A 25,332-nucleotide genomic window follows, 5' to 3' on the forward strand; every position below is an offset into this window, starting at 1 on the left:
GGGCACTGGCCGAGGAAGTGCAGCGCCCGCCACAGGGCCGGGCGCACCTCGTCCTGTGCCAGCGCGGGGGCGTGATTCTGCTTGGAGAGCTTGTTGCCGTCGGCCTGCACCGCCAGTGGCAGATGCACCCAGGCGGGCACGGGGGCGCCCAGGGTCTGGTAGAGGGCAATCTGGCGCACCGTCGGCTCCAGCAGGTCGGCGCCACGCACTATCTCGGTGATGCCGCAGTCCATATCATCCACCACCACCGCCAGGTTGTAGGCGTAGAGCCCGTCGCGGCGGCGGATAATGAAATCCTCCTCGGCGAGCGCCGCCGGGACCGCGATATGGCCCTGCAAACGATCGTCGAAGTGGTAGACCGGATGGTGCTGCCGCAGCCGGGCCGCGCAACCTTCGGCCACAAGCCCGAGGGTGCGGCAGTGGCCGCTGTAGAGACCGCCCGCGGCCATGATTTCGCGCCGGGTGCAACGGCACCAGTAGAGATCCCCCGCCCGATAGAGCTGGTCGATGATCTCGTCATAACGGCGGTGGCGCGCGCTCTGGAACATCACCTCCCCATCCCACTCGAGGCCATATGCCTCAAGGGTCTTGAGGATCAGGTTCGCTGCCCCTGCCATTTCCCGCGGCGGATCGATATCTTCGATGCGTACCAACCAGCGTCCCTGCTGCGCTCTGGCCTGCAAAAAGCTGCCGAGGGCGGCGATCAGCGAACCGAAGTGGAGCGGGCCTGAGGGTGAGGGGGCAAAGCGGCCGACATAGGGGCGCACAAGGGGTGAGGACGGGGAATTCACTGACATGACTGTTCGGGTAAGCGATTCATTGAGGCTGCATTCTGGAGCGCGACCGCCAAAAGCTCAATAAAAAAGGGAGCCCGCGAGCTCCCTTTTTCATATACCAGAGGGTCGGGATCAACCGGCCATCTGTTTTTCCTTGATCTCGGCCAGCGTCTTGCAATCGACACAGAGGTCGGCAGTCGGACGGGCTTCCAGACGACGGATACCGATCTCGATACCGCAATGTTCGCAGTAACCGAAATCATCGTCTTCAAGCAGCTGCAAGGTCTTCTCGATCTTCTTGATCAGCTTGCGTTCACGGTCGCGGGTACGCAGTTCAAGAGCGAACTCTTCTTCTTGCGCGGCACGATCCACGGGATCCGGGAAGTTGGCTGCCTCGTCTTTCATATGGTCGACGGTACGATCAACTTCCTGCATCAGTTGGTTGCGCCAGGCACCCAGGATCTTGCGAAAATGCGCCTTTTGTTGGTCATTCATGTACTCCTCACCCGGCTTTTCCTGGTAAGGCGCGACACCCGCAATGGCCAGGGGGCCCAGAGATTTCCTGTTTTCGCCTGTTGGCATGCCCTGTCTCCTAATTCAGCACGCTACCCGTGCCATCCATAAATTGAGGGCGACATCTATAGCAGAAGGGTAACGGGTAAGCAAACGAGCCGTACCAATAATGTTACCCACTCCAATATTTATGCACTCCCCTCGGGTAACAGGTGACCAGATTCAAACGGGATAAACCCTTGAGCCACCATGCCTTGCACCCCAACATGGGGCCGATAGCATAAAATTTCAACCCCCGCCGCGATTGCCTGCTCAATTAGCAGACTATAGTGCGGATCTATATGGGTTGCAGGGCGCATCCGGCTTATTCCGGAGTGCAACACCATAAAGAGCAGCACGGCCCTGTGGCCTGCCGCTTTCATCGCCATCAACTCGCGTAAATGCTTGGCACCACGGGCGGTGACCGCATCGGGGAAGTAGCCCATACCAGCCTCCTCCCGCTCGTCGAGCAGGGTGACCGATTTTACCTCGATGTAACAATTGCCCTTCTCGTCATCTTCCAGCAACAGATCGATGCGACTGTTCTCTTCGCCATACTTCACCTCGGTGCGCAACCGGCTGTACCCCGCCAGCGGAGCGATAGCCTCCTGCTCGATCAACTCCCGGGCGATCTGGTTGGCGCGCGCCGTGTTGACGCAGATAAAGTGGCCCGCCGGGCTCTCTGCGATCTCCCAGCTGTTGGGCAGCTTGCGCTTGGGGTTATCGGAAGTGGAGTACCAGACCCGGGTGCCCGGATCGGCACAACCGGTCATGGCACCGGTGTTGGCGCAGTGGATAGTGATGACCTCGCCGTTATCGAGTTGCACATCGGTCAGAAAGCGCTTGTAGCGGGCCACCAGCTGGCCCGATTGCAGGGGGGGATCAAAGATCACGGGTTAGCCCTCCGCGCGTCTTCTTTTACCCGGGCACGCAGCGGCCAGCAGGCAAGCGGCTCGTAGCGCACCCCGTCCGGAGCCGAGACGGATTGATAGAGGCAGAACTCATCGGCTTGCAGCAGAAAATTTGGGGCTGGCAGGATGGCTGGCGCCTCGCCCGCCTTGCGCGACAGGGTGACATGGGGGCGATAACCCTGCTCGCCATTGCCAAGGCGCAACTTCTCACCGTGGCGACGCAGCGCCTTCGCCAGCACGGTCAGCTCGTTGGGCCACTCTTTCGGGCCAATCCAGGCTGCCTTGGCCCGGCTGAACCAGCCGGTCTCATCCAGCCTGATGGAGAACGGCGGACAGTGCTGACGCTCCACGGCGGCGATCAGACGGCGGGTGGTCAACTCGTCAGCCTCCCCCAGAAAGGCGAGGGTCAGGTGGAGGTTGGCTTGCGGCACCGGCTGACCGGGCCAGGGCAGCTGATCGCGCCAGGCGATGAGCTCGGGGGCGAGCTCCTTGACGGGCAGGGCAAAGAAGAGTTTGGCCATGTGGTGATAATGCCTTTTTCACGCTCATTGGATGAGCCCATTCTATGGCAGCCATCCGGCCATGTCTCGCCAGCCTCCCGCCCGAGTGGCCATATCCGCACATCCACTCACGGTGGCGCGGGTGGCTGTGGCAGAATAGGCGCCGTTTTACCGGTTGCCACAGAAGGTGCTCATCGCTTTGTCCCAGCTCCCCATCGTTTCGGTATTGCCCGAACTCTTTGCCGCCCTCGACAGCCACAGCAGCGTGATCCTGCAGGCGCCTCCAGGCGCGGGCAAATCGACCCTGCTGCCGCTGGAGCTGGTGCGTCAGAACCGGCTGCCCGGCCGCATCATCATGCTGGAGCCAAGGCGCCTCGCGGCGCGCAATATCGCCAGCTTTCTAGCGCGCCAGCTGGGGGAGAAGGTGGGCGAGCGCATCGGCCTGCGAGTGCGTGGCGAGAGCCGCACCAGCTCAGCAACCCGGCTCGAGATCGTCACCGAAGGGGTGCTGACCCGGATGTTGCAGCAGGACCCGGAGCTGACTGGCGTCTCGCTGGTCATCTTCGATGAGTTCCACGAACGCAGTCTGCACGCCGATACCGCGCTGGCCTTCGCCATCGAGAGCCAGCAAGGGCTGCGCGATGACCTCAAGCTTTTGATTATGTCCGCAACCCTTGATGGCATGGCACTCGAGACCTTGTTGCCGGATGCCCCTGTGGTTCGCTCGGAAGGGCGCGGTTTCCCCATCGACTACCACTACCGCCCAGCCAACCGCCAGCAGTGGCTGGAGCCGCAGGTCGGCGCCGTGGTACTCGAAGCGCTGGCCGAGCAAGATGGCAGCCTGCTGGTCTTTCTGCCGGGACAGGGTGAGATCGAGCGGCTGGCGCAATGGCTGGCAGACAAACTGCCGGACGACGTGACCCTCGCCCCCCTCTACGGTCGCCTCGATATGGCGGCGCAGCAGGCGGCCATCGAACCGGCGCCTGCCGGCCGCCGTAAGCTGGTGCTTACCACCAATGTGGCGGAGACCTCCCTCACCATCGAAGGGGTCTCTGTCGTTATCGACAGCGGGCTGGAACGACGGGCCTCCTTTGATCTGAAAAGCGGCGTTACCCGACTGGAGACCCGCCAGATAGCCAAATCCTCCGCCACCCAGCGGGCAGGTCGCGCCGGTCGTCTCGGCCCTGGCGTCTGCTACCGGCTCTGGAGCAGCGAGGTGCAGGAGCGACTCGCCGAGCAGAGCCCGCCAGATATTCTCACTCAGGAGCTGACCGGCCTGCTGATAGATGCCGCCCAGTGGGGCGCCAAGGTAGAAGATCTGCCGCTTCTCGATATGCCTCCCGCCGCCGCGGTGGCCAGCGCCCAGCGGCTGCTGGTGGCCCTTGGTGCCATGGAGCCGGAGGGTGAGCAACAACTCACTCCCGCTGGCCGCGCCATGGCCGCCTTCGGTACCCACCCTCGTCTCGCCCGCATGCTGCTGCGCGCCCGCGAGCTGGAGTCAGAAGGTCTGACAGGGATTGTCGCCGATGCCGCTTATCTGGTGGCGTTGCAGGAAGAAGATCTGCGAGGATCGGAGCGCCTCTCTGTGCTGTTCCACCGCCGTCAAAGCGCCCTGCGCCAGAACGCTGCCCGCTGGTTTGAACGGCTTGGCGTGCGCCCTGCCACTGCGCAGGGTCAGTGGCTGGGGCTACTCTGTGCCCTCGCCTGGCCGGATCGCATCGGCAAACTGCGTAGCGGCAGTCGCTATCAACTCAGTGGTGGGGTGAGCTGCGATCTGGTAGAAGGTCATCCCTGTCAGGGACAAGGGGCCCTCATCGCCATCGAGATGGGGCAGAACGATCGCGGCAGCCGCATCTTTATCGCCGAACCGATAGAGCTGGATGAGCTGGCGCGTCTGCTGCCGGAGCTGGTGAGCGAGCGCCAGTGGTTCGACTGGGACGAGCGCGAGGAGCGGGTGCGCGCCGAACGCCAGCAGGTGATCGGCGAGCTGGTGCTGAGCCAGCGACCGCTGACCGAACTCTCTGACGAGCAGAAAGGGCGCTGCCTGCTGCAAGGCATTCGCCGCAAGGGGCTGCATGTGCTGCCGTGGGACGAGAGCAGCGAAGGGCTGCTGGCCCGTCTGCGCTGCGCCCGCGACTGGCTGCCCGATGAGGGGTGGCCCGCGATGGATGACGAGAGCCTGCTGGCCACGCTGGAACAGTGGCTGCTGCCAGCGGTGAGCGGTATGACCCGGCTGGAGCAGCTGAAGAAGCTCAATATGAGCGACATCCTGCGCCAATCCCTGCCCTGGCCGTTGCCCAAACGGCTGGACGAGGCGCTGCCGAGCCACTTTGCGGCGCCCACCGGCAGCCGGGTGCGGATCCGCTATCAACCGGGGCAGGCACCGGTGATCCCGGTACGCATTCAGGAGATGTTCGGGCAAGGTTCGACCCCCTGCGTGGCCGATGGCCGGGTACCGCTGGTGGTGGAGCTGCTCTCCCCCGCCCAGCGACCGCTGCAGATCACCGCCGATCTGGCCGCCTTTTGGGCTGGCTCTTACGAGCAGGTGAAGAAAGAGATGAAGGGGCGCTATCCCCGCCACTACTGGCCGGATAACCCACTGGAAGCGATGCCGACCAAGGTCACCAAGAAGAAGATGGGCATCTAGGTTCGACGGGTTAATCCCGCTCGGACGTTCGCGAATGCGACATAACAAGTAGAAAGCAAAGAGGATTTATGGCAACCCAACGACGCAAGCGTGCCCCCAAGAAGGCAGCGCCCAAACGCACCATCTGGCGCAAGCTGTTCTGGCTTGGCTTCAAGCTCTCCCTGGTGGTGGCGGCCTTTATGGTGGTGTTTGGCATCTACCTCGATACCAAGGTGCGCGAGCGCTTCGATGGCGAGAAGTGGCAGCTGCCGGTGATGGTCTACAGCCGCCCGCTGGAGCTCTACCCCAGCCAGCGCCTGTCGCGGGACCAGATGCTGCGCGAGCTCAACATGCTGAGCTACAAGCAGGTGCGCCAGCCTCACACGCCGGGTGAATACACCATCAACGGCAACCGCATCGAGCTGATTCGCCGTCCGTTCGAGTTCTATGACGGCGCCGATGGTGCCCGTGGCCTGCGCCTCACCTTCAACGGCCCGCGCCTTGAGGGGATCCAGTCGCTGGAGAACCAGCGCCAGCTCGGTTACGCCCAGATGGACCCGGTGCTGCTCGACCGCCTCAACACCGAAGATCGGGAAGATCGCCTGCTGGTGCGCCTCGCCGAGGTACCGGACAGCCTGCTGGTGACCCTGCTCACCACCGAGGATCGCGACTTCTACCAGCATGGCGGCGTCTCGCCGGTGGCCATCATGCGGGCCATGTTCGCCAACCTGATCGCGGGTCGTACCGTGCAGGGGGGCAGTACCCTGACCCAGCAGCTGGCCAAAAACTTCTTCCTGACCCGTGAGCGCAGCCTGTGGCGAAAACTGCAGGAAGCCTACATGGCGGTGCTGATCGACTACCGCTATAGCAAGGACGAGATCCTGGAGTCCTACCTCAACGAGGTCTATCTGGGTCAGAACTTCTCGCAAGGGGTCTATGGCTTCGGCCTCGCCTCCTACTTCTACTTCGGCATTCCGGTCAACGAGCTGGACATCGATCAGGTCGCCCTGCTGGTCGGTCTGGTAAAAGGCCCCTCCTATTACGATCCCTGGCGCTTCCCCGATCGGGCCAAGGTGCGCCGCGATCTGGTACTGAAACTGCTGATGGATCACGGCAGCCTGACCCAGGCCGAATATGATCTGGCCAGCAAGCAGCCGCTCGGCATCATCGCCCGCGGCCAGATGAGCTACGGCCGCACCCCGGCCTTCATGGGGCTGCTCAAGCGCGAGATCCAGAGCCGCTTCGGCTCGGATCTGCTCAAGCAGTCCGGCCTCAAGATCTTCACCAGCCTCGACCCCATCGCCCAGCATGCCGCAGAGCAGGCGGTCGCTTCTGGCCTCGCCGACATCGAAAAACTGCGCGGCAAGAAGAAGCTGGAGGCCGCCATGGTGGTCTCCGACTGGCACAAGGGCGAAGTGGTGGCGCTGGTCGGTGGCCGCGATCCCCGCTACGCCGGTTTCAACCGGGCGCTCGATGCCCGCCGCCAGATCGGTTCGCTGGTGAAACCTGCGGTCTACCTGACCGGCCTCTCCAACGGCCTGACCCTGGCGACCCCGCTCAAAGATCAGCCGATCCGCATTCGCGGTCAGGATGGTCAGGTCTGGACGCCGCAAAACTACGATCGCAAGTTCCGCCAGAGCGTGCCGCTGATGGATGCATTGGCCAGCTCCCTCAACGTGCCGACCGTCAATCTGGGGCTGCAAGTGGGGCTGGAGAAGGTTGTCGACACCCTGCACAAGCTGGGAGTCCAGCAGGAGATCCAGCCCTACCCGTCGCTGGTGCTGGGGGCGGTGGCCCTCTCCCCGCTGGAGGTGAACCAGATGTACCTGCCCATCGCCAATCAGGGGCTCACCCAGCCGCTGTCGGCCATTCGCGCCGTGGTGAACGGGGATGGCAGCCTGCTCTATCAGCATGATCAGACCGCCAAGCGGGTCACCGACCAGCAAGCAAGCTGGCTGACCTTGTTCGCCATGACCAAGACGGTGAGTCAGGGCACAGCCCGCGCCCTCAGTGCCAAGTTCCCGGGCGCCACCATGGCGGCCAAGACAGGCACCACCAACGAGCTGCGCGACTCCTGGTTTGCCGGGATGGACAACAACGAGCTGGTCAGTATCTGGGTCGGTCGCGACGACAACACCCCGGCGGGCTTGACCGGTGCCAGCGGTGCCCTGCAGCTCTTTAGCGGCTACATGAGCCAGCGCGGCGTCAACAGTCTGGGATTGAAGATGCCGGAAGGGGTCACCTGGGCCAACTTCTCCCGCGCCAGCGGCACCCGCGTCACCAGCGACTGCCCGGGCAGCCTGCAGGTGCCGGCCAAAGCCTCCACCATGGGCTCCCCGGCCGGTTGCGCCAGCAATGCGACACCACGCAGTGCGCTGGATGACTGGTTCGGCGGTTTCTTTAACTAGATCAACGACACAGACAGCGCAGGCTGCCCGTTCACTATGCTGCTGAGAAGGAAACACCATGACCTTTCCGCTGTTTGACGCCATCCACCATGTGGCCATCATCGCCAGCGATTACCCACGCTCGCGCCACTTCTACCACGAGGTGCTGGGGCTGCCCATCATCGCCGAGACCCTGCGCGAGGCGCGCCAGTCATGGAAACTGGATCTGGCCCTGCCGGACGGCAGCCAGCTGGAGCTGTTCAGCTTCCCCTCGCCTCCCGAGCGCCCCTCCCGCCCCGAGGCGTGCGGCCTGCGCCATCTCGCCTTTCGGGTCAGCGACCTTGACCGGGTCATCGCCCACCTGCTGGCCCATCGGGTCGAGGTAGAGCCGGTGCGGGTGGACGAGCTGACCGGCAAGCGCTTTACCTTCTTCGCCGACCCCGACGGCCTGCCGCTGGAGCTCTACGACGCGCCGCGCTGAGCCTGCATCGACCAAGCAATCAGCCAAAGAAAAGCCGCCCGGTTGCAACCGGGCGGCTTTTCTTATTGCTTCAGGTTATCAGGCGGTAGTCAGCATAACGACAGCCAGCGCCATCACCATCATGCCAGCCCAGCCGATGGGCTTGAGCCGCTCACCGAAGAAGAGCAAACCGCCCAGCGCCGTACCGACGATGCCGATAGCCCCCCAGGTGGCGTAGGCAACAGCCAGGTCAATCTGGCCGCCACTTACCGCTTCCGAGAGCAGGGTAAAGGCGCCGAGTACCAGCATGATCCCCAGGAATCCCCACCCCTTGTAACGAAAACCCTTGGAGCGGTTGATGGCCATGTTGGCGCCGATATCGATCAGTGCGGCACCCAGTACAATCACAAACGGACTCATGCTGTGGCCTCCGCTTCTACTGACTTGTCTGCGGGCTCATCATGGGTCTCCCCCATGGTCACCATAACAATCCCCACTATCGCGAGAGCCAGGCCAATCAGCTCCTGAACGGTCACATCGTAACCAAGGAACATGACCGACACTATGGTGATCAGGGTGATCCCGAGCCCCTCCCAGAGCGCAAAGGCAATACCAATGGAGATTGTTTTGGCGGCTTTCGCCAGCAACCAGTACGAGAAACCGATCAACAGCCACATCGGGATGTAATTCATCCAGCCTGCCCCCTGCTCGGGGATCATGGCCATGCTGGAGGTACCGGCGACCTCGGTCACGATGGCGCCGGTCAGAAACAGCCGGGCCAGAAACATACGACTTAATAACATATAAGATGCCTTTGTTGCTTCGACGGGAGAGATGGTAAACGGGGAGAAGCAACTCGCGACAATCGCTCAGCGTCGATTATTCCGACGCCATAGGTTTGCCTTGCCTCGGTTCGGCACGCTAAGGTGATGGTGAAAAAATCCGTCATGGCCTGTAAAAGATGAAGCTATATCAAATAGAACTCTTTGTAGAGTCAGCCAATAGCGGCTCTATTGCCAACTCCGCCCGTCGCCTCGGCAAAAGCCGCAGCGCCGTCAGCACCGCCATCGCGGCGCTGGAAGTTGAGCTTGGCGTCGAACTTTTTGAACGAGGCGCCAATCAGAGTCGCCTGACCGAAATCGGCGAGCTGGTGCTGGATGATTGCACCCGCCTGCTACAGGCAGCCAACAGCCTGCAGCAGAAGTGCAAACATTACGCCTCGGGGGCCGAAGTGGCGCTGCGGGTTGCCCGCGATGACGCCATTCCCGAGCCGGTGTGGCGCGAGATGCTGGCCAGCCTGCACAATCAGTTTCCCGGTACCAGTATCTCGCTGGTGCTCGCCTCTCCGCCCGAACTGCCAGCGCTGGTGGAAGAGGGGTTCGTCGATGCCGCTTTTGGCCTTATCACCGAGGATCAGGAGCGCAGCGGCCTCAATATCGACGTGCTCAACCCGATCCGCACCCTGATGGTGGTGGCACCCAGCCATCCGCTGGCCGGACTGAAGCGGGTCAAACAGCAGGATCTGACCGATCACACCCAGGTCACCCTCTCGTATGTAGATGAATTTTCGGTAAAAAGCCTGCTACCTGTGGGAGGCCAGCATATCGGCCTCTCCAGCTTCGAGTTGATGCGCAATGCGGCACTGGACGGACTGGGCTGGGCTGTGCTCCCCTCGCCACTGATCCAGAGCCAGCTGCGACAAGGCTCCCTGCTGACCCTGAAACACAAGTCCAGCCTGCAGTGGCGTGATTATGGTGTCTATCTGGCGGAAAACGCCTATCACGGCAAGGTGTTGGCCTGGTTGAAGAAGTCGATCCAGGGGTATCTGGAACCTTTCGAGTAGCGATAAAGAGGCGGAGCCAGCTCACGATATCTGCTTATCCTGATGATCCGAGCGGATGTGATCGTGCATACTGTTCACATACTCATTGAGCGCCGGAGGCGTAACCGATATGAGCAGTGCCCAAGACAAGGACGATATCTTGCTGGACGACGACATCATCGAACTCGATGATGAGGAGGTCGTGGTCCCCAAGGCACTCAACCCATGGCAAGTGCTGATCGTGGATGATGAGCCGGATATCCATCATGCCACCCGCCTGGCCCTCTCCAACATTCACTACAAATCCCGTCCGCTGGAGCTGCTCAATGCCTACAGCGGCGCCGAAGCTGGCCGCATGCTGGAGGCCAATCCCAGGATCGCACTGATCCTGCTCGATGTGGTGATGGAGACCGAAGATGCAGGTCTGCGGCTGGTGCACCGGATCCGCAACGAAATGCACAACTCGCTGGTGCGGATCGTGCTGCGTACCGGCCAGCCCGGCCAAGCACCCGAGCAGCGGGTGATCCTCGATTACGACATCAATGACTACAAGACCAAGACCGAACTGACGGTACAAAAGCTCTACACCACCGTCATCGCATCCCTGCGTTCATACGAAACTCTCAGTGCCATCGACAAGAGCCGGCAGGGGCTTGGCAAAATTCTGGAAGGGGCGGGCGATCTCTACCATCTTCATTCACTCAAGGAGTTTGCCTCCGGCGTGCTGAAACAGATCAGCGCCATTCTCGATGTGGGCACCGAAGGGGCTATCTGCGCCGAGCGCCGTCCCGGCGAACAGGGGCTGGAGATCCTCGCCGCTACCGGCGACTACGAGACTCTACTGGATGATGGCAAGATCACCGACTTTCCCACCCTCAATGACTCGGTCATGAAGGCACTGGCGGCGCGCTGCAACCGCTTTGAACACCCGCAGGACTCCCTCTATATCGCCGCCCAGAATGGTCGCGAGTTCGTGTTGAGTTTTACCCCGACCCAGCCCCTCGATCCCCTCGAGTGCGACCTGCTGGATGTCTTCTGCCAGCGCATCTCGGCAGCCTACGACAACCTCTATCTCTACAACCAGTTGCTGCGCGCCCAAGAGGCCACCGTGGTGGCGCTGGCGGCGCTGGCGGAGTTTCGCGACTCCGATACCGGCGAGCATGTCTTGCGGGTGCAGAAGCTCTCGGATGCCATCGTGGCCGAATTGAAGCAAATGGCAGCCTATCCCGAGCAGCTGACCCCGGAGTTTGTCGAGATGATCGGCATGGCCTCCATCCTGCACGATGTGGGCAAGGTGGGCACCCCGGATCATATCCTGCACAAACCCGGCCGTTTCGACCCGGAAGAGCGCGCCATCATGGAGCAGCACGCCGGTATCGGCGCCAATATCCTGCACAAGGCGGGCGAAATGGTTGAGGGAACCAGCTACCTCTCGCTGGGGGCCGAAATCGCCCGGGGCCACCACGAGCACTTCGATGGCAAGGGCTACCCGCAGCAGCTGTCTGGTCAGCAGATCCCCCTGTCGGCGAGGATTGTGGCGGTAGTCGATGTATTCGATGCCCTGCTCAGCAAGCGCCCCTACAAGGAGCCCTGGACGCTGGCGCAGACCATGGAGTACATCCAGTCCCGCTCCGGCACCCAGTTTGACCCTCATGTAGTGACAGCCCTGTCGCGACTGGTCAACGAGTCGAGACTCCCCTACTCGCTCTGACCCTCTTTACTCGCAACTCCACATGCTCTGCCGGTGACCAAGGTCAGCGGCAGGGCATCAAAACAGCCATTTTGTTGCATCCCGTACACATCAAAGCGCCGCAAACCGGAAACATCCCCCTTCTTTGTTAGCGATATCCGCTGAAATATGGTCATTTAACATCACATCGCTATAATATTGGCCTGCAAACCTGATACTAACAACGAAGGAATTATCATGAGCCTGAACCTGGTACCGGCTGGCAAGAGCCTGCCCGACGATATCTATGTCATCATCGAAATCCCGCAGAATGCCGACCCGATCAAATACGAAGTCGACAAGGACAGCGGTGCTATTTTCGTCGATCGCTTCATGTCTACCCCGATGTTCTATCCGTGCAACTACGGCTACGTGAACGCGACTCTCTCTCTGGATGGTGACCCCGTCGACGTACTGGTTCCGACCCCCTACCCGCTGCTGGCCGGTTCCGTCATTCGCTGCCGTCCGGTTGGCGTGCTGAAGATGACCGACGAATCTGGCGAAGATGCCAAGATCGTTGCTGTACCGCACTCCAAGCTGACCAAACAGTACGACCACATCCAGGATGTGAACGATCTGCCGGAACTGCTGAAAGCCCAGATCCAACACTTCTTCGAGCGCTACAAAGAGCTGGAAGCGGGCAAATGGGTCAAGGTGGAAGGCTGGGGCGACAAGGCTGCTGCCGAAGCCGAGATCAAAACCTCTGCCGAGCGTTACGCTGCCAAGTAAGCGTCACTTCGCTTGTAAAAAAGGCGCCTTATGGCGCCTTTTTTGTCGGTGTTTGCGGCAGCTGACCGGCCGCATCTTCGGCAGGATTGCCCTGAATGTATATTTCACGGCCATCTTTCTGGTAAGGCCGATAGTAATCACCGCCACAGCGATAGCCGCCGCCCGGCTGGCTCATCAGCTCGCAGTTGACCGGCAACACCTCCAGCCACTTGATGGCCTGCTGGTAGCGCAGCCACTCCTGCCATTCGTGCTCGCGTGCCAGCTGATCGCGCAGGGCAAAGGTATCCGCAATGGACATCCCCTTGTTGACGATCACCTGACCCGCCATGGCTGGCAGGCTGAGCAGCCCAAACAGCACTATGATCCAAGGCTTCATAACCCCTCCAGAGTGACTTAATTTCACAATTAAATTAAAAGTCACATCAATCTGTTATCCAGATCACAAAACGAAACATCACCAAAGTGGTGCCGGCTCACCTAGTTGTTAATTATCGTCCACGGCAGGAAGCACCACCATGAAGCTGACCCCCGCGCTGTTGCTCAGCCTCACTCTCTGCACCACTCTTGGTGCTACAAGCAACGCCAGCGAAATCAACATGAGCTGGCAGTGGCAATCCACCGATGGCCAGCGCAAGCACTTCCAGCTGACCACCGACGATCAGGTGATGGCCGCCAGTCGCCACGAGATGAGCCTGCTGAAGGCTTCCCTCACCAATCCGCTGGAGACCCTTTACGCCTACATCAGCCCGCGGCTCTACAACAGCATCAACCTGATCAACCAGAGCAGCCCGGAGACAGCAACCAAGTTTCGCAATCTGGAGCAGGCCTTCACCCTGCGGGACGACAGCATGGAGTCGCTGCTGTTCTGGCAAGCCTACCAGCAGTATCAGGAGGATGCCTTCTACCAGATGAGGGTGATCCCCTGCGTCCATCCGGCCAATCGCAAACTGCCTTGCGTGCGACCCGATTACTCCCAGCTCTTCTACCACTTCAAAGGGCACCTCAAGCCACTGGCGCAGCAGTTTGCGGCCAAGGATCTCGCCACCAGCGTCAGCCTGCTGCAGGAGTGGCTGAACGCCATCCCCACCCAACCGGAGCAGCTGGATCACTTCGCGCCGCCGCTGCAAGCGTTGCAAGATAACAAGGCCGACAGCGACGAGAAGGCGCTCTTGATGGCCAGCCTGCTGGCGGAGCTGGCGCCGCAATATGTGCTCAGCATCATCTATCCGGATATCAGCATCGGCAGCGTCTCCCCAGCCTGGTTGGCCATTACGGCAGACAGTGGCGTACCCGGAGATGTGGTGGTGATCAACAATCAGCGCCATGTGCTGCTGACCGGCTCGTCCCTGCTGGCCCAGCAGATGACCATGGCCAAGATCCCCCTCATCAGCGAATCGCTCTACTGACGCAGACAGCTCAGACCAGCAGCCAATTCATTGATTTTTATCGATGTCATGCCATCCTAGCCGCCCTTGCCAGCCAACCACCTGACTGGCGGGGCGCCGACGCTTCTGAATTGCGATCTTATTTAACACTTTTTAAACAGATCCGATCAGTTTAGGATGAAGCTCGCCCATTCCCTCAATCCGAAACTCGTTATAACATAACAAATGGAGTGTCATCAGGATGAAACATCTCGTACTTACTTTGGCGCTGCTGCCATCTCTGGTCTTTGCTCACAACTTCAAGGATGGCAACCCGGTGCCGCTGGTCAATGTCAGCGACAAGGGTGAGCTGGTACTGAACGGCAAGGATATCGGTTACCAGCCGTGGCAGAGCACCTCGCTCACCGGCAAGGTGTTCCTGATCCAGCATATTGCCGGTCGCTCCAGTGCCAAGGAGCTGAACGCCCCGATGATCGAGGCGATCAAGGCCGCCAAGCTGCCGCAAGACAAGTACCAGACCGTTACCGTCATCAACAGCAATGACGCCATCTGGGGCACCTCCGGCTTCGTGAAGAGCAGTGCCGAGGACAGCAAGAAAGAGTTCCCCTGGTCCGCCATGGTGCTGGATGCCAAGGGCATGGCGCGCAACGCCTGGGATCTGACGCCGGAAAGCTCGGCGATCATCCTGCTGGATAAAGAGGGCAAGGTGCTGTTTGCCAAAGATGGCCAGCTCGATGCCAACAACATTGCTACCGTGATGGGGCTCATCAAGTCCCATCTCTAAGTCAGAGAGAAAGGGCGCTGATGGCGCCCTTTCCATAAGGGTCTATGGGTCGTATCAAGCTGAAAATCTGGATCTTTCTGCTGGGCTGGTTATGGCTGCAGCCTGCCCTTGCCCGGCACCAGTTTGAATCCGCCCTGCCCGGCCACGACGACCATCACTGCCTGGTTTGCGCCCTCCATTTGGATGGCAAGCAGGTCATCACCGCCACCCCCTATTGTTTCCCCGGTTCGGCCTCTGTTCTGCCCGTCGTTGCAACCACGCAGCGCTCGGCGGATACCGCCACGCTTCACTGCTATGCCATCCGTGCACCGCCAGCCTCTGCTTTTCTCTATCCCTTTGTTTAATTTTGCTATTTGTTTTGAAAAAAGGATTAAAGATGAAAGCAGTTACTCTGTTGCTGGCCGCAGCGGCCTTTGGCGCACACGCCAATCACGACGAACACGAGAGCCACAGCCACGGCGCCCACGAGCATGGCCACGGCCACCTCAATCTGGTTGTCGATGGCAACCAGCTGATGATCGAGCTGCAGGCACCCGCAGCCGATCTGGTGGGTTTCGAGCACGCTGCCAAGAGCGATGAAGAGAAGGCGCAATATGCCAAGGCGGTCACCCGCCTCCAGCAGCCTGACGCCCTGTTCCGCTTCGACCCGGCCGCTGGCTGCAAACTGACCCAGCAGGAGCTGCAAGCCGCCAAAGAAGAGCATGATCACGACCATGACCATGACCATGACCATAACCATGACAAGGCTGCCAGCGACAAACATGAAAACCACCATGATCATGACGAAGCGGGTCACGCCAATATGGGCGCCATGTACACCTACACCTGCGCCACGCCAGCCAAACTGACCGGCCTTGAGGCGACCCTGTTCAGCGTCTATCCGAGCCTTGAGAAGCTGAGCGTGCAGGGGATCCTGCCCACCGGCCAGACCGCTGGCGAGCTGTCCCCGTCCGCCAACAAGCTGAGCTGGTAACGCCATGAAAAAAGCCGTGGTTGAGATCCGCGATCTGGCCTTTGCCTGGCCAGGTGGCGACGCTGTACTCGATCTGCCCGCCCTCACTATCCACGAGGGTGAGCGGGTCTTTATCAAGGGCCCGTCGGGCTCTGGCAAGTCGACCCTGCTCGGGTTGCTGGCCGGGATCCAGACCGCCAACCACGGCACCCTGGAGGTGCTGGGCCAACCATTGGCCCGGCTCTCTGGCCGTGCCCGTGACCACTTCCGGGCGGCCAATCTGGGTTATATCTTCCAGCAGTTCAATCTGCTGCCCTTTCTTTCGGTGCAGGACAACGTGACCGCTGCCCTCACTTTCTCGCCCGCCAAACGGGCTCGCCTGCAAGGGAGTCCGGAGCAGGAGGCGCGCCGTCTGCTGGCGGAGCTGCAACTGCCGGATGACGCGCTGCATCGCCCCGTCCATGCCCTCAGCATCGGCCAGCAGCAGCGGGTTGCCGCCGCACGGGCGCTGATCGGCTCGCCGCCACTGGTGATCGCCGACGAGCCCACCTCGGCCCTCGACACCGACAACCGGGCGGCCTTTATCAAGCTGTTGTTCGAGGAGTGCGACAAGCAGGGCTCGACTCTGATCTTCGTCAGTCACGACCCTTATCTCGAACCCCTGTTCCCGCGGGTCGAAAACCTGCAACAGCTCAACCGGAGGGCATCATGCTAAAGCTAGCCCTGCAAAGTCTCTGGGCCCGCCGCCTTACCGCCGGGCTCACCCTGCTGGCCGTCGCCATCAGCGTCACCCTGCTACTCGGGGTGGAGCGGGTCCGCACCCAGGCCCGTGAAAGCTTCTCCAACACCGTCTCGGGAACCGATCTCATCGTCGGCGCCCGCTCCGGTCAGGTGAATCTGCTGCTCTACTCGGTGTTTCGCATCGGCAACCCCACCAACAACGTGGGGTGGGACTCCTATCAGGCCATCAAGCAGAAACCGGGCGTCGCCTGGACCATCCCGCTTTCCCTTGGTGACTCCCACAAAGGATTTCGGGTGCTCGGCACCAATGACGACTACTTCACCCACCTGAAGTACGGTCAGCAGCAGTCGCTGCAACTGCGCGAGGGGCGGCCATTCGACACGCCGTTTGAAGCGGTACTCGGCGCTCAGGTGGCCGAGAAGCTCGGCTATCACCTCGACCAATCCATCGTCATCGCCCACGGCGCTGGCAACACCTCGTTCAGCCAGCACGACAATCTGCCGTTCAAGGTGGTGGGCATTCTGGCGCCGACCGGCACACCCATCGATCGCACCATCCATGTGCCGCTGGCGGGGATAGAGGCGATCCATCTGGGCTGGGATACAGGCCGCCACAGCAAGAACGTGACGCCGGAGCAGGCGCTGGCGCAGGATCTCACCCCGAAAACCATCACCGCCTTTATGGTGGGCTTGAGCAACCGGATCCTGGCGTTCCAGCTGCAACGCAGCGTCAACACCTATCCCAAGGAGCCGCTGATGGCGATCCTGCCGGGGGCCGCCCTGCAGGAGCTGTGGAGCCTGATGAGCGTGGCGGAAACCGCGCTGTCGGTCATCGCAGGTTTCGTGGTGGTGGCGGGCCTGATCGGCATGCTGACTACCCTGCTGGCGGGGCTTAACGAGCGACGCCGGGAGCTCGCCATATTGCGATCCCTTGGCGCGGGCCCTGCCCACCTGTTCCTGCTGCTGGCGCTGGAGGCCATGGCGCTGACCACGGTCGGCATCACCCTCGGTGTCGCCGTGCTCTATCTGGGGCAGGGGCTTGCCTCGCCCTGGCTGCTCAGCCACTATGGCCTGCAACTGAGTCTGGGGCTGCCGAGCGCCTACGAGTGGCAGCTACTGGGGGTGGTGTGGCTGGCGGGCATGGTGATTGGCCTGCTCCCTGCCGCCCGCGCTTACCGCTACAGCCTGAGCGATGGCATGAGCATTCGCGTCTAGCGAGACGCCCAAAATAGAAACAGAAGGACAGATGATGAAGTGGAAAATTGTGGCGCTGCTCGCCAGCCTGCTGGTGCTGCCCGCCCTGGCCGCCGATTACAAGACCATCGACTGGGATGTGCTCATCCCGGAAGGGGAGAAACTGCTACCACCGCCCCAGGTCAATCACGAAGATCCCATGTCGGTGCCGCAACCGGTGGGCGGGGTGAACAAGAAGCTGGACAACCAGGATGTGCGCATTCCGGGCTTCGTGGTGCCGCTGGAAGGGGATGCCAAGAAGATCACCGCCTTCCTGCTGGTGCCCTACTTCGGCGCCTGCATCCATGTGCCGCCGCCGCCCACCAATCAGGTGATCTATGTGAGCTACCCCAAGGGGGCGCCGGTGGATGATCTGTGGGATGCCATCTGGGTGAAGGGCAAGATGCGCACTGTCAGCTCCAGCCACGAGATGGCCACCGCCTCCTATTCGATGGAAGCGGTCGAGGTGAGCGTCTACGAGGAGTAACCCTCCCGTTGCAAAAAAAGCGGCCTCCACGGAGGCCGCTTTGTTATCTTGGCATCCCGGTTGGAGTAACATTCAGCTCCAGAACCTGTGCGAATGGAGTCAGCATGGCAGACCTCCCCCCCCCGAAAAAAGAGAGTTCGATCCTGAGCAGCCAGGAGCAGACCCTGCGTCTGGCCCGCAGTCGCGGCATCGACGGCATGCTCACCCGCAACAGCGACAGCACCTTCGAACAGCGCGCCACCTTTCGCCATCTGGCGGATCAGGCCGCTCGCCAGCGCAATCTGGAAGCCATCATGGTGATGGCCTCCCGCCACTGCGAAGAGACCGCAGCCGGCGGCGAGATGGACAGCGACTGGCTGACCCGCTTCCTGCAACTGGCGGAAGATATCAGCATGGTGCCGATGCAGCAGCTGTGGGGGCGGATCTTCGCGCTGGAAGTCGCCACCCCGGGCCGCTTCTCCATCCGGGCGCTCGCCACCCTCAAAGAGATGACCCAGCGCGAGGCCCAGCTGTTTCAGCGCATCTGTTCACTGACTTGCCACTACACCGGCAGCGACGAGCAGCGACTGCTGCTGGGGCTGCACAAGGGGGCCACCCTGCTGAGTCGCGCCAAAGCAACCCGCCTTGGCCTTGGCAAATACCGACTGCCCTACAATGCCCTGCTGCAACTGTTCGAGCTGGGGCTGCTGCATCGCGCGGAGCTGGAGTCAGGCCCGCTGCCCGCCGATGGGGTCGAGCTGGAGTTCGGCAACCAGCGCTGGCGGCTGCAGTGCAAGCAGAACAACATCACCCTGCTCTACTACCGCCTCACCCCGGTGGGCAACGAGCTCGCCCAGCTGCTGCAAGAGTCGCCGCTGGAGGAGTACCTGCAAGATCTGAAAACCGTGCTGGTGCAGGGTATCCAGATTGAAGTGATGCAGCTCGTCAGCGCCCCCTCCTCACCCGCTCCCGACCCTCTCCCCTGATCTCTGGCGGGGCAGCTGATGCCCCGTCGGTTCGTGGTTCCTTCGCATCAAGCTGCTGGCTCCCAGCTTATGGGCTTGCCCAGAATAGGTTGCAAATTGCAGATGCCGCAGAGGCACACCCCGTCAGATCCGTTGCATATTGCAAACAACCACGCGCTTTTCCTCTCCAAACCTCGCTAATAACACATCAATCATTAGCTTTTGCCAGCTGGCCCGCCCTTTGCACATGTCTTGATGCAGATCAAAATTTAACCACCACAGCTCGGGAGCAAGGCCATGAGAATCAATCAACCGGTTACCCAAAGAGAACGTCTCTATCCAGACCACCAGAGCCTCATCTCCACCACGGATCTGGAGAGCCGCATCACCTACGCCAACGATGAGTTCTGCGATATTGCAGGCTTCTCGCTCGACGAGCTGAAGGGGGAACACCACAATCTGGTGCGCCATCCTGACATGCCGAAACAGGCCTTTGCCGATCTGTGGGGTCACATCAGGGATGGCAAGAGCTGGATGGGGCCGGTGAAAAATCGCTGCAAGAATGGCGATCACTACTGGGTCAGCGCCTTTGTCACCCCCATCAAGGATGCCAGCGGCCGGGTGGTGGAGTATCAGTCTGTGCGCACCGCCCCGAGCGAGGAGATCAAACAGCGGGCCGAGAAGGTCTATGCCGACCTTCGCAACAACAAGCTGCCGCTGGCGCTCAAGTTGCCCACCTTCTCCCATACCCTGGCCATCAACCTCTGTCTGCTGCTGAGCCTGCTCGCCATGTTTGCCCTGGGCTACAGCCACGACATGAACTGGCAACTGGCGCTGGCCGCCCTGCCGCTGGCGATAGCGGCCATCACCCTGAACGCCCTCTCCCGCCGCCTCGGCAAGCTCAACAAGATGGCCCGCAGCCGCTTTGACAACCCGCTGATGCAGCTGCTCTACACCAACAAGGTGGACAACATCGCCGCCATCGAACTCTCGATGGTGATGAATCAGGCCGAGTTCAACGCCGTGCTGGCCCGCACCCAGCAGACTTGCAGCAAGATCCTGCAGGCCGCCGAAGGGGATCTGCGCAACGCCGAATCCATCACCGACAACCTGCAACAGCAGCAGGCCGAAACCAATCAGGTAGCGACCGCCGTGACCGAAATGTCGGAGTCCATTCGCGAGGTTTCACAGAGCTCCAGCGAATCCTCCAGCCTGCTGGACGAGACCGCCGACCTGTTCAAGAGCGGCAACCACAGCGTGGCCGAAACCGTGGCTGCCGTGGCGGGTATGAACAGCGAGCTGACCACCTCCAAGAGCGTGATCAGTGCGCTGGTCGGCCACTGCCGCGATATCGACGGCATCCTCGATGTGATCAATAACATCGCCAACCAGACCAACCTGCTGGCCCTCAATGCCGCCATCGAAGCGGCCCGGGCTGGCGAAGCGGGTCGCGGCTTCTCGGTAGTGGCCGACGAGATCCGCACGCTCGCCATCAAGACCCAATCCTCGACCAGCGAAATCCAGAAGATGATCACCGAGCTGCAAACCAGCGCCGGGGATGCAGAACAGGCGATGGAGAAGGGCTGCCAACTCTCCGAAAGCTGCCAGCAAAAAGCCTCGGCGACCGGCACCATACTCCAGCAGATCAACGATATGCTGCAGCAGGTGGCCTCTGGCAGCGGCCAGATTGCCCAGGCGGTACAGGAGCAGTTCCACGTCACCGCCGAGATCAACCGCAACGTGCTCAGCATCAAGACCCTGGCCGATGACTCCAGCGTCGGCAGCCAGCACGCCGTACACGGCATCACCCAGCTGGTAAACCAGTTGAGCGATCTCGACCGGCTGGTGCGCCAGTTCCAGAAAGGGGCTCCGGCCACCCAAAGCCGCTACGAAGTGGCCACCACCCGCGCCGTGCCGGTACGCCAAGCCAGATAAAGACAAGCAATCACCGCAGAAAAACCACATGGGCCCTTGGGCCCATGTGGTTTTTTAATGTCTGTCGACAAGCTGGCGACACTCCCGCTTTCCCCTTCCGATTTCCCCCTGCGCTGATTGACCGCTGCTGTTGAGCGCCACCATCACCATCCGATGTTTATTAATTTATTGATCCTGCTCAGAAAGTTACCACCTCCCTATTCCCTACTAAGTCCCGTTCGGTAACATATCCGCTTGGCAACCCTTGTCGGAGTCAGCCATGAGCCAAGCCAGTTCCAAATCGCCGGTTAAAAGCAGCAAACTGGAGGCTGGGATTCAGGGGCGGTAGCGTGGTTTTTGCAGGCAGGAGACAAGCCCAATAGACGAAGACGGTCAGACCAAGCAGAGCGGGATAAACATGGAGCGGGCCGATCGGTAAAGCACATTTTCAGATACATTTCGCGGTAAACGTTGGGCTTCAATTCGTTCAGCACCACCTACGATTTTTAGCCTAACATACGAAATGGCACTCAATAATTTACACTCCATAAAAATAGCTTTCATTTTAAAAATTAACTATTCAATACACTCAAACCCCGTATGTTAGGAAAGTAAATGAAAAGAACAAATATTTTTTATGCGACGGTCTTTATACTTGTTTTATTGTCTTTCTGTTTTGCCATATGGATTCATTATCTAAATGAAGGCAAAGATTTACTAAATTTTACAATATCAATTGTAGGATTTTGCATTGCATTGTTAGCCTTGTTTATTGCTGTCCGCACCTATACATCAATAGACAGTGTAAATAATATAAGCAAGATGGATGGTAACATCCTAGATAATGAAAACTATGTCACATCACTGCCAGAGATAATTAGTCAGTTTAAGTCTCAAGGTGAAAAAGATTTAGATAGAACCATATTTGACTCTATCGAGTACAAGTTAAAAAAAGAATCTCATACAGCAGTACTCTTTGCTGACACATTACAGTATATGATCGATCTAATAGTTATATTCCCTGCTGTCTTTAACGCTTCCGAAACTGACAGGGGAAGTTACAAGCAGCGTATGAACAGAATCCTAAAAAAAATAGATGAGCGGCGTGAGATTCTGTATTCCATTAGTAAAGGAAACTCCATTCAAATCACTGAATCCATAAAACTGTTTAAAGCTGTAGTTTCTTATCAAAATTTAGTTGCAGATGGCAATTTTAATATTCACGCTGATCTTCTTCATGTTCGTGGACCTATTCTTCGTAACCCAGTCACTAAAACTATCTATCACAACTACCTTGGCTTATATTACAATAAGAAAGGTATGCACTTACTTAGACAATCCCTTGCTATAGGATCGAAAGACATTCTTTCAATTGACGGTCTGAACAGTATTCAATCAAAAACAAATACTCTCTCACCACAAATTTTGGAAGAGGTAGTCATGTATTTAACCTCCGCATGCAAACAGTTTGATAGAGCCCTTGATATATCGAAGGAAGATATAATGTGGCCTAGCTTCATTAATTACAACAAGAGTAGAACATTATATTTTTTGAACTTGCTTTCAGGTTCGCATGATAGTTGGTTAGATGTTATGAATGAGACTATCAACTCTCGCTCCAGATTGAATAGATTAGTTGATGAAATTTTATCGGTAAGTAAATCAGGTGATGCTGAAGTAATTGATACACATCTGCGTACATTTTTTCTTTATCAAGAAGAGCTTGCTCGCCTAGTTAAACTAAATCTCATGATCTCAGAAAAAAACAATCAACCAAATATCTCCTCTATAATATACAGAGGTTTAGAGATCTCAAATATATCTAAAGATGACCTGGAAAAATCTTTCGTGGATATAGAAGAGTTCCCAAAAATAAAATTGTATCAAGATGACATCATCAAAAAAACATACATGAAATGTGACTCAATATAAAATCATCATAGCAAACAAAAATATAATAAATCATTTGTAACCTCAACCTTAAAATAAAGGTATTACATCACGCCATTCATTTAAGTAAATGCCCCCCTTCAAAGATAGAATGGGCTAGCGACCTGAATAATATACGGTTTGATTCAATTCACCATCTAAATATAAACTATAATATTTACTCAGGAAAATACACCCTACGGGTTAATTATGCAACCAAAGTCACATACTTTATTTCATTTCACCAAGAACATTGATTTCCTAAAAGACATTTTAGCTAATGGATTCTGGCCAAGATATTGCCTTGAAGATATGCGATGGTACTCAGGAAACAATACAAGAAGTGCTTATCCAATAGTTTGTTTCTGCGATATACCACTTTCTCGTGTCGATGAACATGTGAAGTTCTATGGTAATTATGGGATCGGCGTCACTAGAGAATGGGCTAGAAAAAAACAACTATCCCCAGTGATTTACCTTAATGAAGATACACATCAACACCAATCTTTAAAAAAGATCCTATTAGGCAATTTGAAAGGCAATGGATATTATCAAGATGCCGGCAGTGACATTAACAATATAATGTCTCACATAAAGCCTATAGAGGGAGAAATGATAGTCAATGGCGAATCAATATTTAAGGAGTTTTATCAAGAAAACGAATGGCGCTATGCCATTAGTGGATTGGCAACAGAGTTAAAATCCAAGCCATGGTTGTACGAGATAGATTATAAAAACAAAACTATATTAGAGAGTCAAAACTTGAAGTCAAAAGAGTATTACAGTTTAAAAATCTCACCATCAGATATAAGGTACATATTTGTCAAGTCTGATTCAGATATACCCAACATGGTTAATTTCATTCAAACTAATTTAGACTACTACCCTAGCTCAGACATTAAAATTCTATTATCGAGAATCATGTCTTTTGAAACGATAACTAGAGATATTTAAACCAATAATAAACACATCAACCAAATATTTAATTTATATTTCCGCCAAGAAAATATAAATGCCACGAACGATAAGGGCGATAGTTGGAAAAGAAATAAACATGGGGGAATTCTCCCCCTCTAATACCGATCCTCGGAATGGACAATCAACCTCAGTCGATCAACCCCCGTAGCCTTAGCGCAGCCAGCAACGCCTCCACCAGCTCCTCCACCGCTTTACCGGCATTCAGCAGATGAATTTCCGGCTGCTCGGGCGCCTCATAGGCGGAGTCGATACCGGTAAAATTCGTAATTTCCCCAGCCCGCGCCTTCTTATAGAGCCCCTTAGGGTCGCGCTCTTCACAGATGGCGAGCGGCGCATCCACAAACACCTCGACAAACTCCCCTTCGCCCAAGAGGCTGCGCACCAGCGCCCGCTCGGCACGGAACGGCGAGATAAAGGCGGTGAGTACGATCAGGCCCGCATCCACCATCAGTTTTGCCACCTCGCCGACCCGGCGGATATTCTCCTGCCGCGCGGCATCATCGAAACCAAGATCGCCACAGAGACCGTGGCGCACATTGTCCCCATCCAGCAGATAGGTGTGTTTGCCTTGTGCCGCCAGCGCCTGCTCCAGCGCCCCCGCCAGGGTCGATTTGCCCGCCCCGGAGAGCCCGGTAAACCAGATCACCAGCGGTTTTTGCCCTTTCAATTCAGCCCGGCTCTGTTTGTCGACGGCATGCTTGTGCCACACGATATTGCTCATCCAACACTCCTTGATTGGCGCTCACGCCTCAAAACTTAAACTGTCCGGCACCACAGGGAGCCGCCTCGGACTATCAGCCGACAGCTTGCTGGTGCCCTGGCATTGCTCATCCAACACCCCTTGATTGGCGCTCACGCCTTAAAACGGAAACAGCAGGGGCACCATCACAATCACCCCGAGGCTATAGGCCAGCGAGACCGGCAGCGCCAGCTTGAGGTAGTCCGGCATCTTGTAGTTGCCCGCGGCATAGACCATCAGGTTGGTCTGGTAGCCATAAGGCAGGATAAAGCTGGAGCTGGCCCCGAACAGCACCGCCAGAATAAACGGCATGGTAGAGACATCCATGCTGAGCGCCAGCTGGTAACCCATGGGGAAGGCCAGCGCGGCGGCGGCGTTGTTGCTCATCAGCTCGGTCAGCACCAGGGTAAACACATAAATACCGATAAAGGCGATGATGGGGCTGGCACCGTTGAACTCCCCCATCAGCCAGTCGGCGATAAGCTTGGCCAGTCCGCTCTTTTCCAGCTGATCGGCGATGGCGAGCGCCCCGCCCACCACCAGCCAGATATCCAGCGGAAAGCGGCGGCGGATCTCGTCCAGGGTCAGAATGCGGGTGAGCAGCAGCGCCACCAGCATCAGCAGCAACCCCTTGAACAGCGGTACCAGATCAAACACAGAGAGCGCCAGCACCCCGAGAAACCCCAGCACCACGGCGGCGCTGCGCTTGCCATCGAGGCGGGTGGAGGCTTCCAGCCCGCTCACCACCACAAAC

General features: G+C 58.3%; 26 protein-coding genes. 17 read left to right on the forward strand and 9 right to left on the reverse strand.

From position 1 onward, the window contains the following. From gluQRS to thpR, 4 genes are all read right to left on the reverse strand, one after another. The coding region (gene gluQRS / locus AACR14_RS00675; protein WP_041201772.1) for a tRNA glutamyl-Q(34) synthetase GluQRS at nucleotides 1-797 on the reverse strand (797 nt) is incomplete at its 3' end. Nucleotides 798-908: 111 nt separating this feature from the next. Then, nucleotides 909-1,358, reverse strand: coding sequence for an RNA polymerase-binding protein DksA (gene dksA, locus AACR14_RS00680; protein ID WP_005335644.1), 450 nt, complete (start codon nucleotides 1,356-1,358; stop codon nucleotides 909-911). A 119-nt stretch (nucleotides 1,359-1,477) separates the two neighbouring features. Further along, nucleotides 1,478-2,221 carry a DNA/RNA nuclease SfsA gene (gene sfsA / locus AACR14_RS00685; RefSeq protein WP_019444756.1) on the reverse strand — a complete coding sequence of 248 codons (744 nt, stop codon included), beginning with the start codon at nucleotides 2,219-2,221 and terminating at the stop codon, nucleotides 1,478-1,480. Then, on the reverse strand, nucleotides 2,218-2,760 hold the full coding sequence (gene thpR / locus AACR14_RS00690; protein WP_019444757.1) for an RNA 2',3'-cyclic phosphodiesterase: 543 nt from the start codon (nucleotides 2,758-2,760) through the stop codon (nucleotides 2,218-2,220). Before thpR ends, sfsA begins: the two co-directional genes overlap by 4 nt. A gap of 178 nt (nucleotides 2,761-2,938) precedes the next feature. Here thpR and hrpB point away from each other — a divergent pair, with 178 nt between their 5' ends. The 3 genes from hrpB to gloA2 all read left to right on the forward strand — a co-directional run bounded on the left by hrpB (nucleotide 2,939) and on the right by gloA2 (nucleotide 8,233). Further along, the gene (gene hrpB, locus AACR14_RS00695) at nucleotides 2,939-5,386 is read left to right on the forward strand and encodes an ATP-dependent helicase HrpB (RefSeq protein WP_019444758.1); all 2,448 of its coding nucleotides are present in this window, start codon (nucleotides 2,939-2,941) and stop codon (nucleotides 5,384-5,386) included. 68 nt (nucleotides 5,387-5,454) lie between these two features. Continuing rightward, nucleotides 5,455-7,773: a penicillin-binding protein 1B gene (mrcB, locus tag AACR14_RS00700; RefSeq protein WP_019444759.1), complete on the forward strand. Its 2,319-nt coding sequence runs from the start codon at nucleotides 5,455-5,457 to the stop codon at nucleotides 7,771-7,773. A gap of 58 nt (nucleotides 7,774-7,831) precedes the next feature. After that, complete coding sequence (gene gloA2 / locus AACR14_RS00705; protein WP_019444760.1) at nucleotides 7,832-8,233, forward strand: SMU1112c/YaeR family gloxylase I-like metalloprotein; 402 nt, start codon at nucleotides 7,832-7,834, stop codon at nucleotides 8,231-8,233. Nucleotides 8,234-8,311: 78 nt separating this feature from the next. On the opposite strand, the gene AACR14_RS00710 is transcribed toward gloA2, so the two are convergent. Both AACR14_RS00710 and AACR14_RS00715 read right to left on the reverse strand, forming a co-directional pair. Next, complete coding sequence (locus tag AACR14_RS00710) at nucleotides 8,312-8,632, reverse strand: SMR family transporter (RefSeq protein ID WP_005335659.1); 321 nt, start codon at nucleotides 8,630-8,632, stop codon at nucleotides 8,312-8,314. Further along, nucleotides 8,629-9,015 carry a DMT family transporter gene (locus tag AACR14_RS00715; protein ID WP_005335660.1) on the reverse strand — a complete coding sequence of 129 codons (387 nt, stop codon included), beginning with the start codon at nucleotides 9,013-9,015 and terminating at the stop codon, nucleotides 8,629-8,631. The genes AACR14_RS00710 and AACR14_RS00715 overlap by 4 nt, the downstream gene beginning before the upstream one ends. 158 nt (nucleotides 9,016-9,173) lie before the next feature. Here AACR14_RS00715 and AACR14_RS00720 point away from each other — a divergent pair, with 158 nt between their 5' ends. From AACR14_RS00720 to ppa, 3 genes are all read left to right on the forward strand, one after another. Continuing rightward, nucleotides 9,174-10,055 carry a LysR family transcriptional regulator gene (locus AACR14_RS00720; RefSeq protein ID WP_019444761.1) on the forward strand — a complete coding sequence of 294 codons (882 nt, stop codon included), beginning with the start codon at nucleotides 9,174-9,176 and terminating at the stop codon, nucleotides 10,053-10,055. Nucleotides 10,056-10,164: 109 nt separating this feature from the next. Continuing rightward, complete coding sequence (locus AACR14_RS00725; RefSeq protein WP_019444762.1) at nucleotides 10,165-11,745, forward strand: DUF3369 domain-containing protein; 1,581 nt, start codon at nucleotides 10,165-10,167, stop codon at nucleotides 11,743-11,745. 216 nt (nucleotides 11,746-11,961) lie between these two features. Beyond that, nucleotides 11,962-12,492: an inorganic diphosphatase gene (gene ppa, locus AACR14_RS00730; protein ID WP_005335667.1), complete on the forward strand. Its 531-nt coding sequence runs from the start codon at nucleotides 11,962-11,964 to the stop codon at nucleotides 12,490-12,492. A gap of 28 nt (nucleotides 12,493-12,520) precedes the next feature. Here the strand turns inward: ppa and AACR14_RS00735 are convergent, their stop codons facing one another. After that, nucleotides 12,521-12,868 (reverse strand): hypothetical protein, encoded by a 348-nt coding sequence (locus tag AACR14_RS00735; protein ID WP_005335669.1) that lies wholly within the window; start codon nucleotides 12,866-12,868, stop codon nucleotides 12,521-12,523. A gap of 139 nt (nucleotides 12,869-13,007) precedes the next feature. Between AACR14_RS00735 and AACR14_RS00740 the strand changes: the two genes are divergently transcribed. The 11 genes from AACR14_RS00740 to AACR14_RS00790 all read left to right on the forward strand — a co-directional run bounded on the left by AACR14_RS00740 (nucleotide 13,008) and on the right by AACR14_RS00790 (nucleotide 23,815). Next, nucleotides 13,008-13,898: a hypothetical protein gene (locus AACR14_RS00740; protein WP_005335678.1), complete on the forward strand. Its 891-nt coding sequence runs from the start codon at nucleotides 13,008-13,010 to the stop codon at nucleotides 13,896-13,898. A 220-nt stretch (nucleotides 13,899-14,118) separates the two neighbouring features. Then, a complete protein-coding gene (locus tag AACR14_RS00745; protein ID WP_005343253.1) occupies nucleotides 14,119-14,661 on the forward strand; it encodes a YtfJ family protein in 543 nt (180 codons plus the stop codon). A gap of 44 nt (nucleotides 14,662-14,705) precedes the next feature. Next, nucleotides 14,706-15,005 carry a hypothetical protein gene (locus AACR14_RS00750; protein ID WP_019444763.1) on the forward strand — a complete coding sequence of 100 codons (300 nt, stop codon included), beginning with the start codon at nucleotides 14,706-14,708 and terminating at the stop codon, nucleotides 15,003-15,005. Nucleotides 15,006-15,037: 32 nt separating this feature from the next. Next, nucleotides 15,038-15,634 (forward strand): DUF2796 domain-containing protein, encoded by a 597-nt coding sequence (locus tag AACR14_RS00755; protein ID WP_019444764.1) that lies wholly within the window; start codon nucleotides 15,038-15,040, stop codon nucleotides 15,632-15,634. Between the two features lie 4 nt (nucleotides 15,635-15,638). Further along, a complete protein-coding gene (locus AACR14_RS00760) occupies nucleotides 15,639-16,328 on the forward strand; it encodes an ABC transporter ATP-binding protein (RefSeq protein ID WP_019444765.1) in 690 nt (229 codons plus the stop codon). Next, on the forward strand, nucleotides 16,322-17,569 hold the full coding sequence (locus AACR14_RS00765; protein ID WP_019444766.1) for an ABC transporter permease: 1,248 nt from the start codon (nucleotides 16,322-16,324) through the stop codon (nucleotides 17,567-17,569). Before AACR14_RS00760 ends, AACR14_RS00765 begins: the two co-directional genes overlap by 7 nt. Nucleotides 17,570-17,600: 31 nt before the next feature. Further along, nucleotides 17,601-18,074, forward strand: a complete 474-nt coding sequence (locus tag AACR14_RS00770) for a DUF3299 domain-containing protein (RefSeq protein ID WP_026034852.1) — start codon at nucleotides 17,601-17,603, stop codon at nucleotides 18,072-18,074. Nucleotides 18,075-18,178: 104 nt separating this feature from the next. Beyond that, nucleotides 18,179-19,039: a TIGR03899 family protein gene (locus tag AACR14_RS00775; protein WP_019444767.1), complete on the forward strand. Its 861-nt coding sequence runs from the start codon at nucleotides 18,179-18,181 to the stop codon at nucleotides 19,037-19,039. Nucleotides 19,040-19,315: 276 nt separating this feature from the next. Beyond that, nucleotides 19,316-20,953: a methyl-accepting chemotaxis protein gene (locus tag AACR14_RS00780; protein WP_019444768.1), complete on the forward strand. Its 1,638-nt coding sequence runs from the start codon at nucleotides 19,316-19,318 to the stop codon at nucleotides 20,951-20,953. 594 nt (nucleotides 20,954-21,547) lie between these two features. Continuing rightward, entirely contained in the window at nucleotides 21,548-22,864 is a 1,317-nt protein-coding gene (locus AACR14_RS00785) for a hypothetical protein (RefSeq protein ID WP_019444769.1), read from the forward strand. 207 nt (nucleotides 22,865-23,071) lie between these two features. Beyond that, nucleotides 23,072-23,815, forward strand: a complete 744-nt coding sequence (locus tag AACR14_RS00790) for an abortive infection system antitoxin AbiGi family protein (protein ID WP_026034853.1) — start codon at nucleotides 23,072-23,074, stop codon at nucleotides 23,813-23,815. A gap of 151 nt (nucleotides 23,816-23,966) precedes the next feature. On the opposite strand, the gene cysC is transcribed toward AACR14_RS00790, so the two are convergent. After that, complete coding sequence (cysC, locus tag AACR14_RS00795; protein ID WP_019444771.1) at nucleotides 23,967-24,560, reverse strand: adenylyl-sulfate kinase; 594 nt, start codon at nucleotides 24,558-24,560, stop codon at nucleotides 23,967-23,969. Between the two features lie 138 nt (nucleotides 24,561-24,698). Further along, nucleotides 24,699-25,332, reverse strand: a 634-nt coding sequence (locus tag AACR14_RS00800; protein ID WP_019444772.1) for an SLC13 family permease, incomplete at its 5' end; no start/stop codon positions are given.

It is taken from the genome of Aeromonas sp. 159 (assembly GCF_963862045.1).
Taxonomy (GTDB): Bacteria; Pseudomonadota; Gammaproteobacteria; order Enterobacterales; family Aeromonadaceae; genus Aeromonas; species Aeromonas veronii.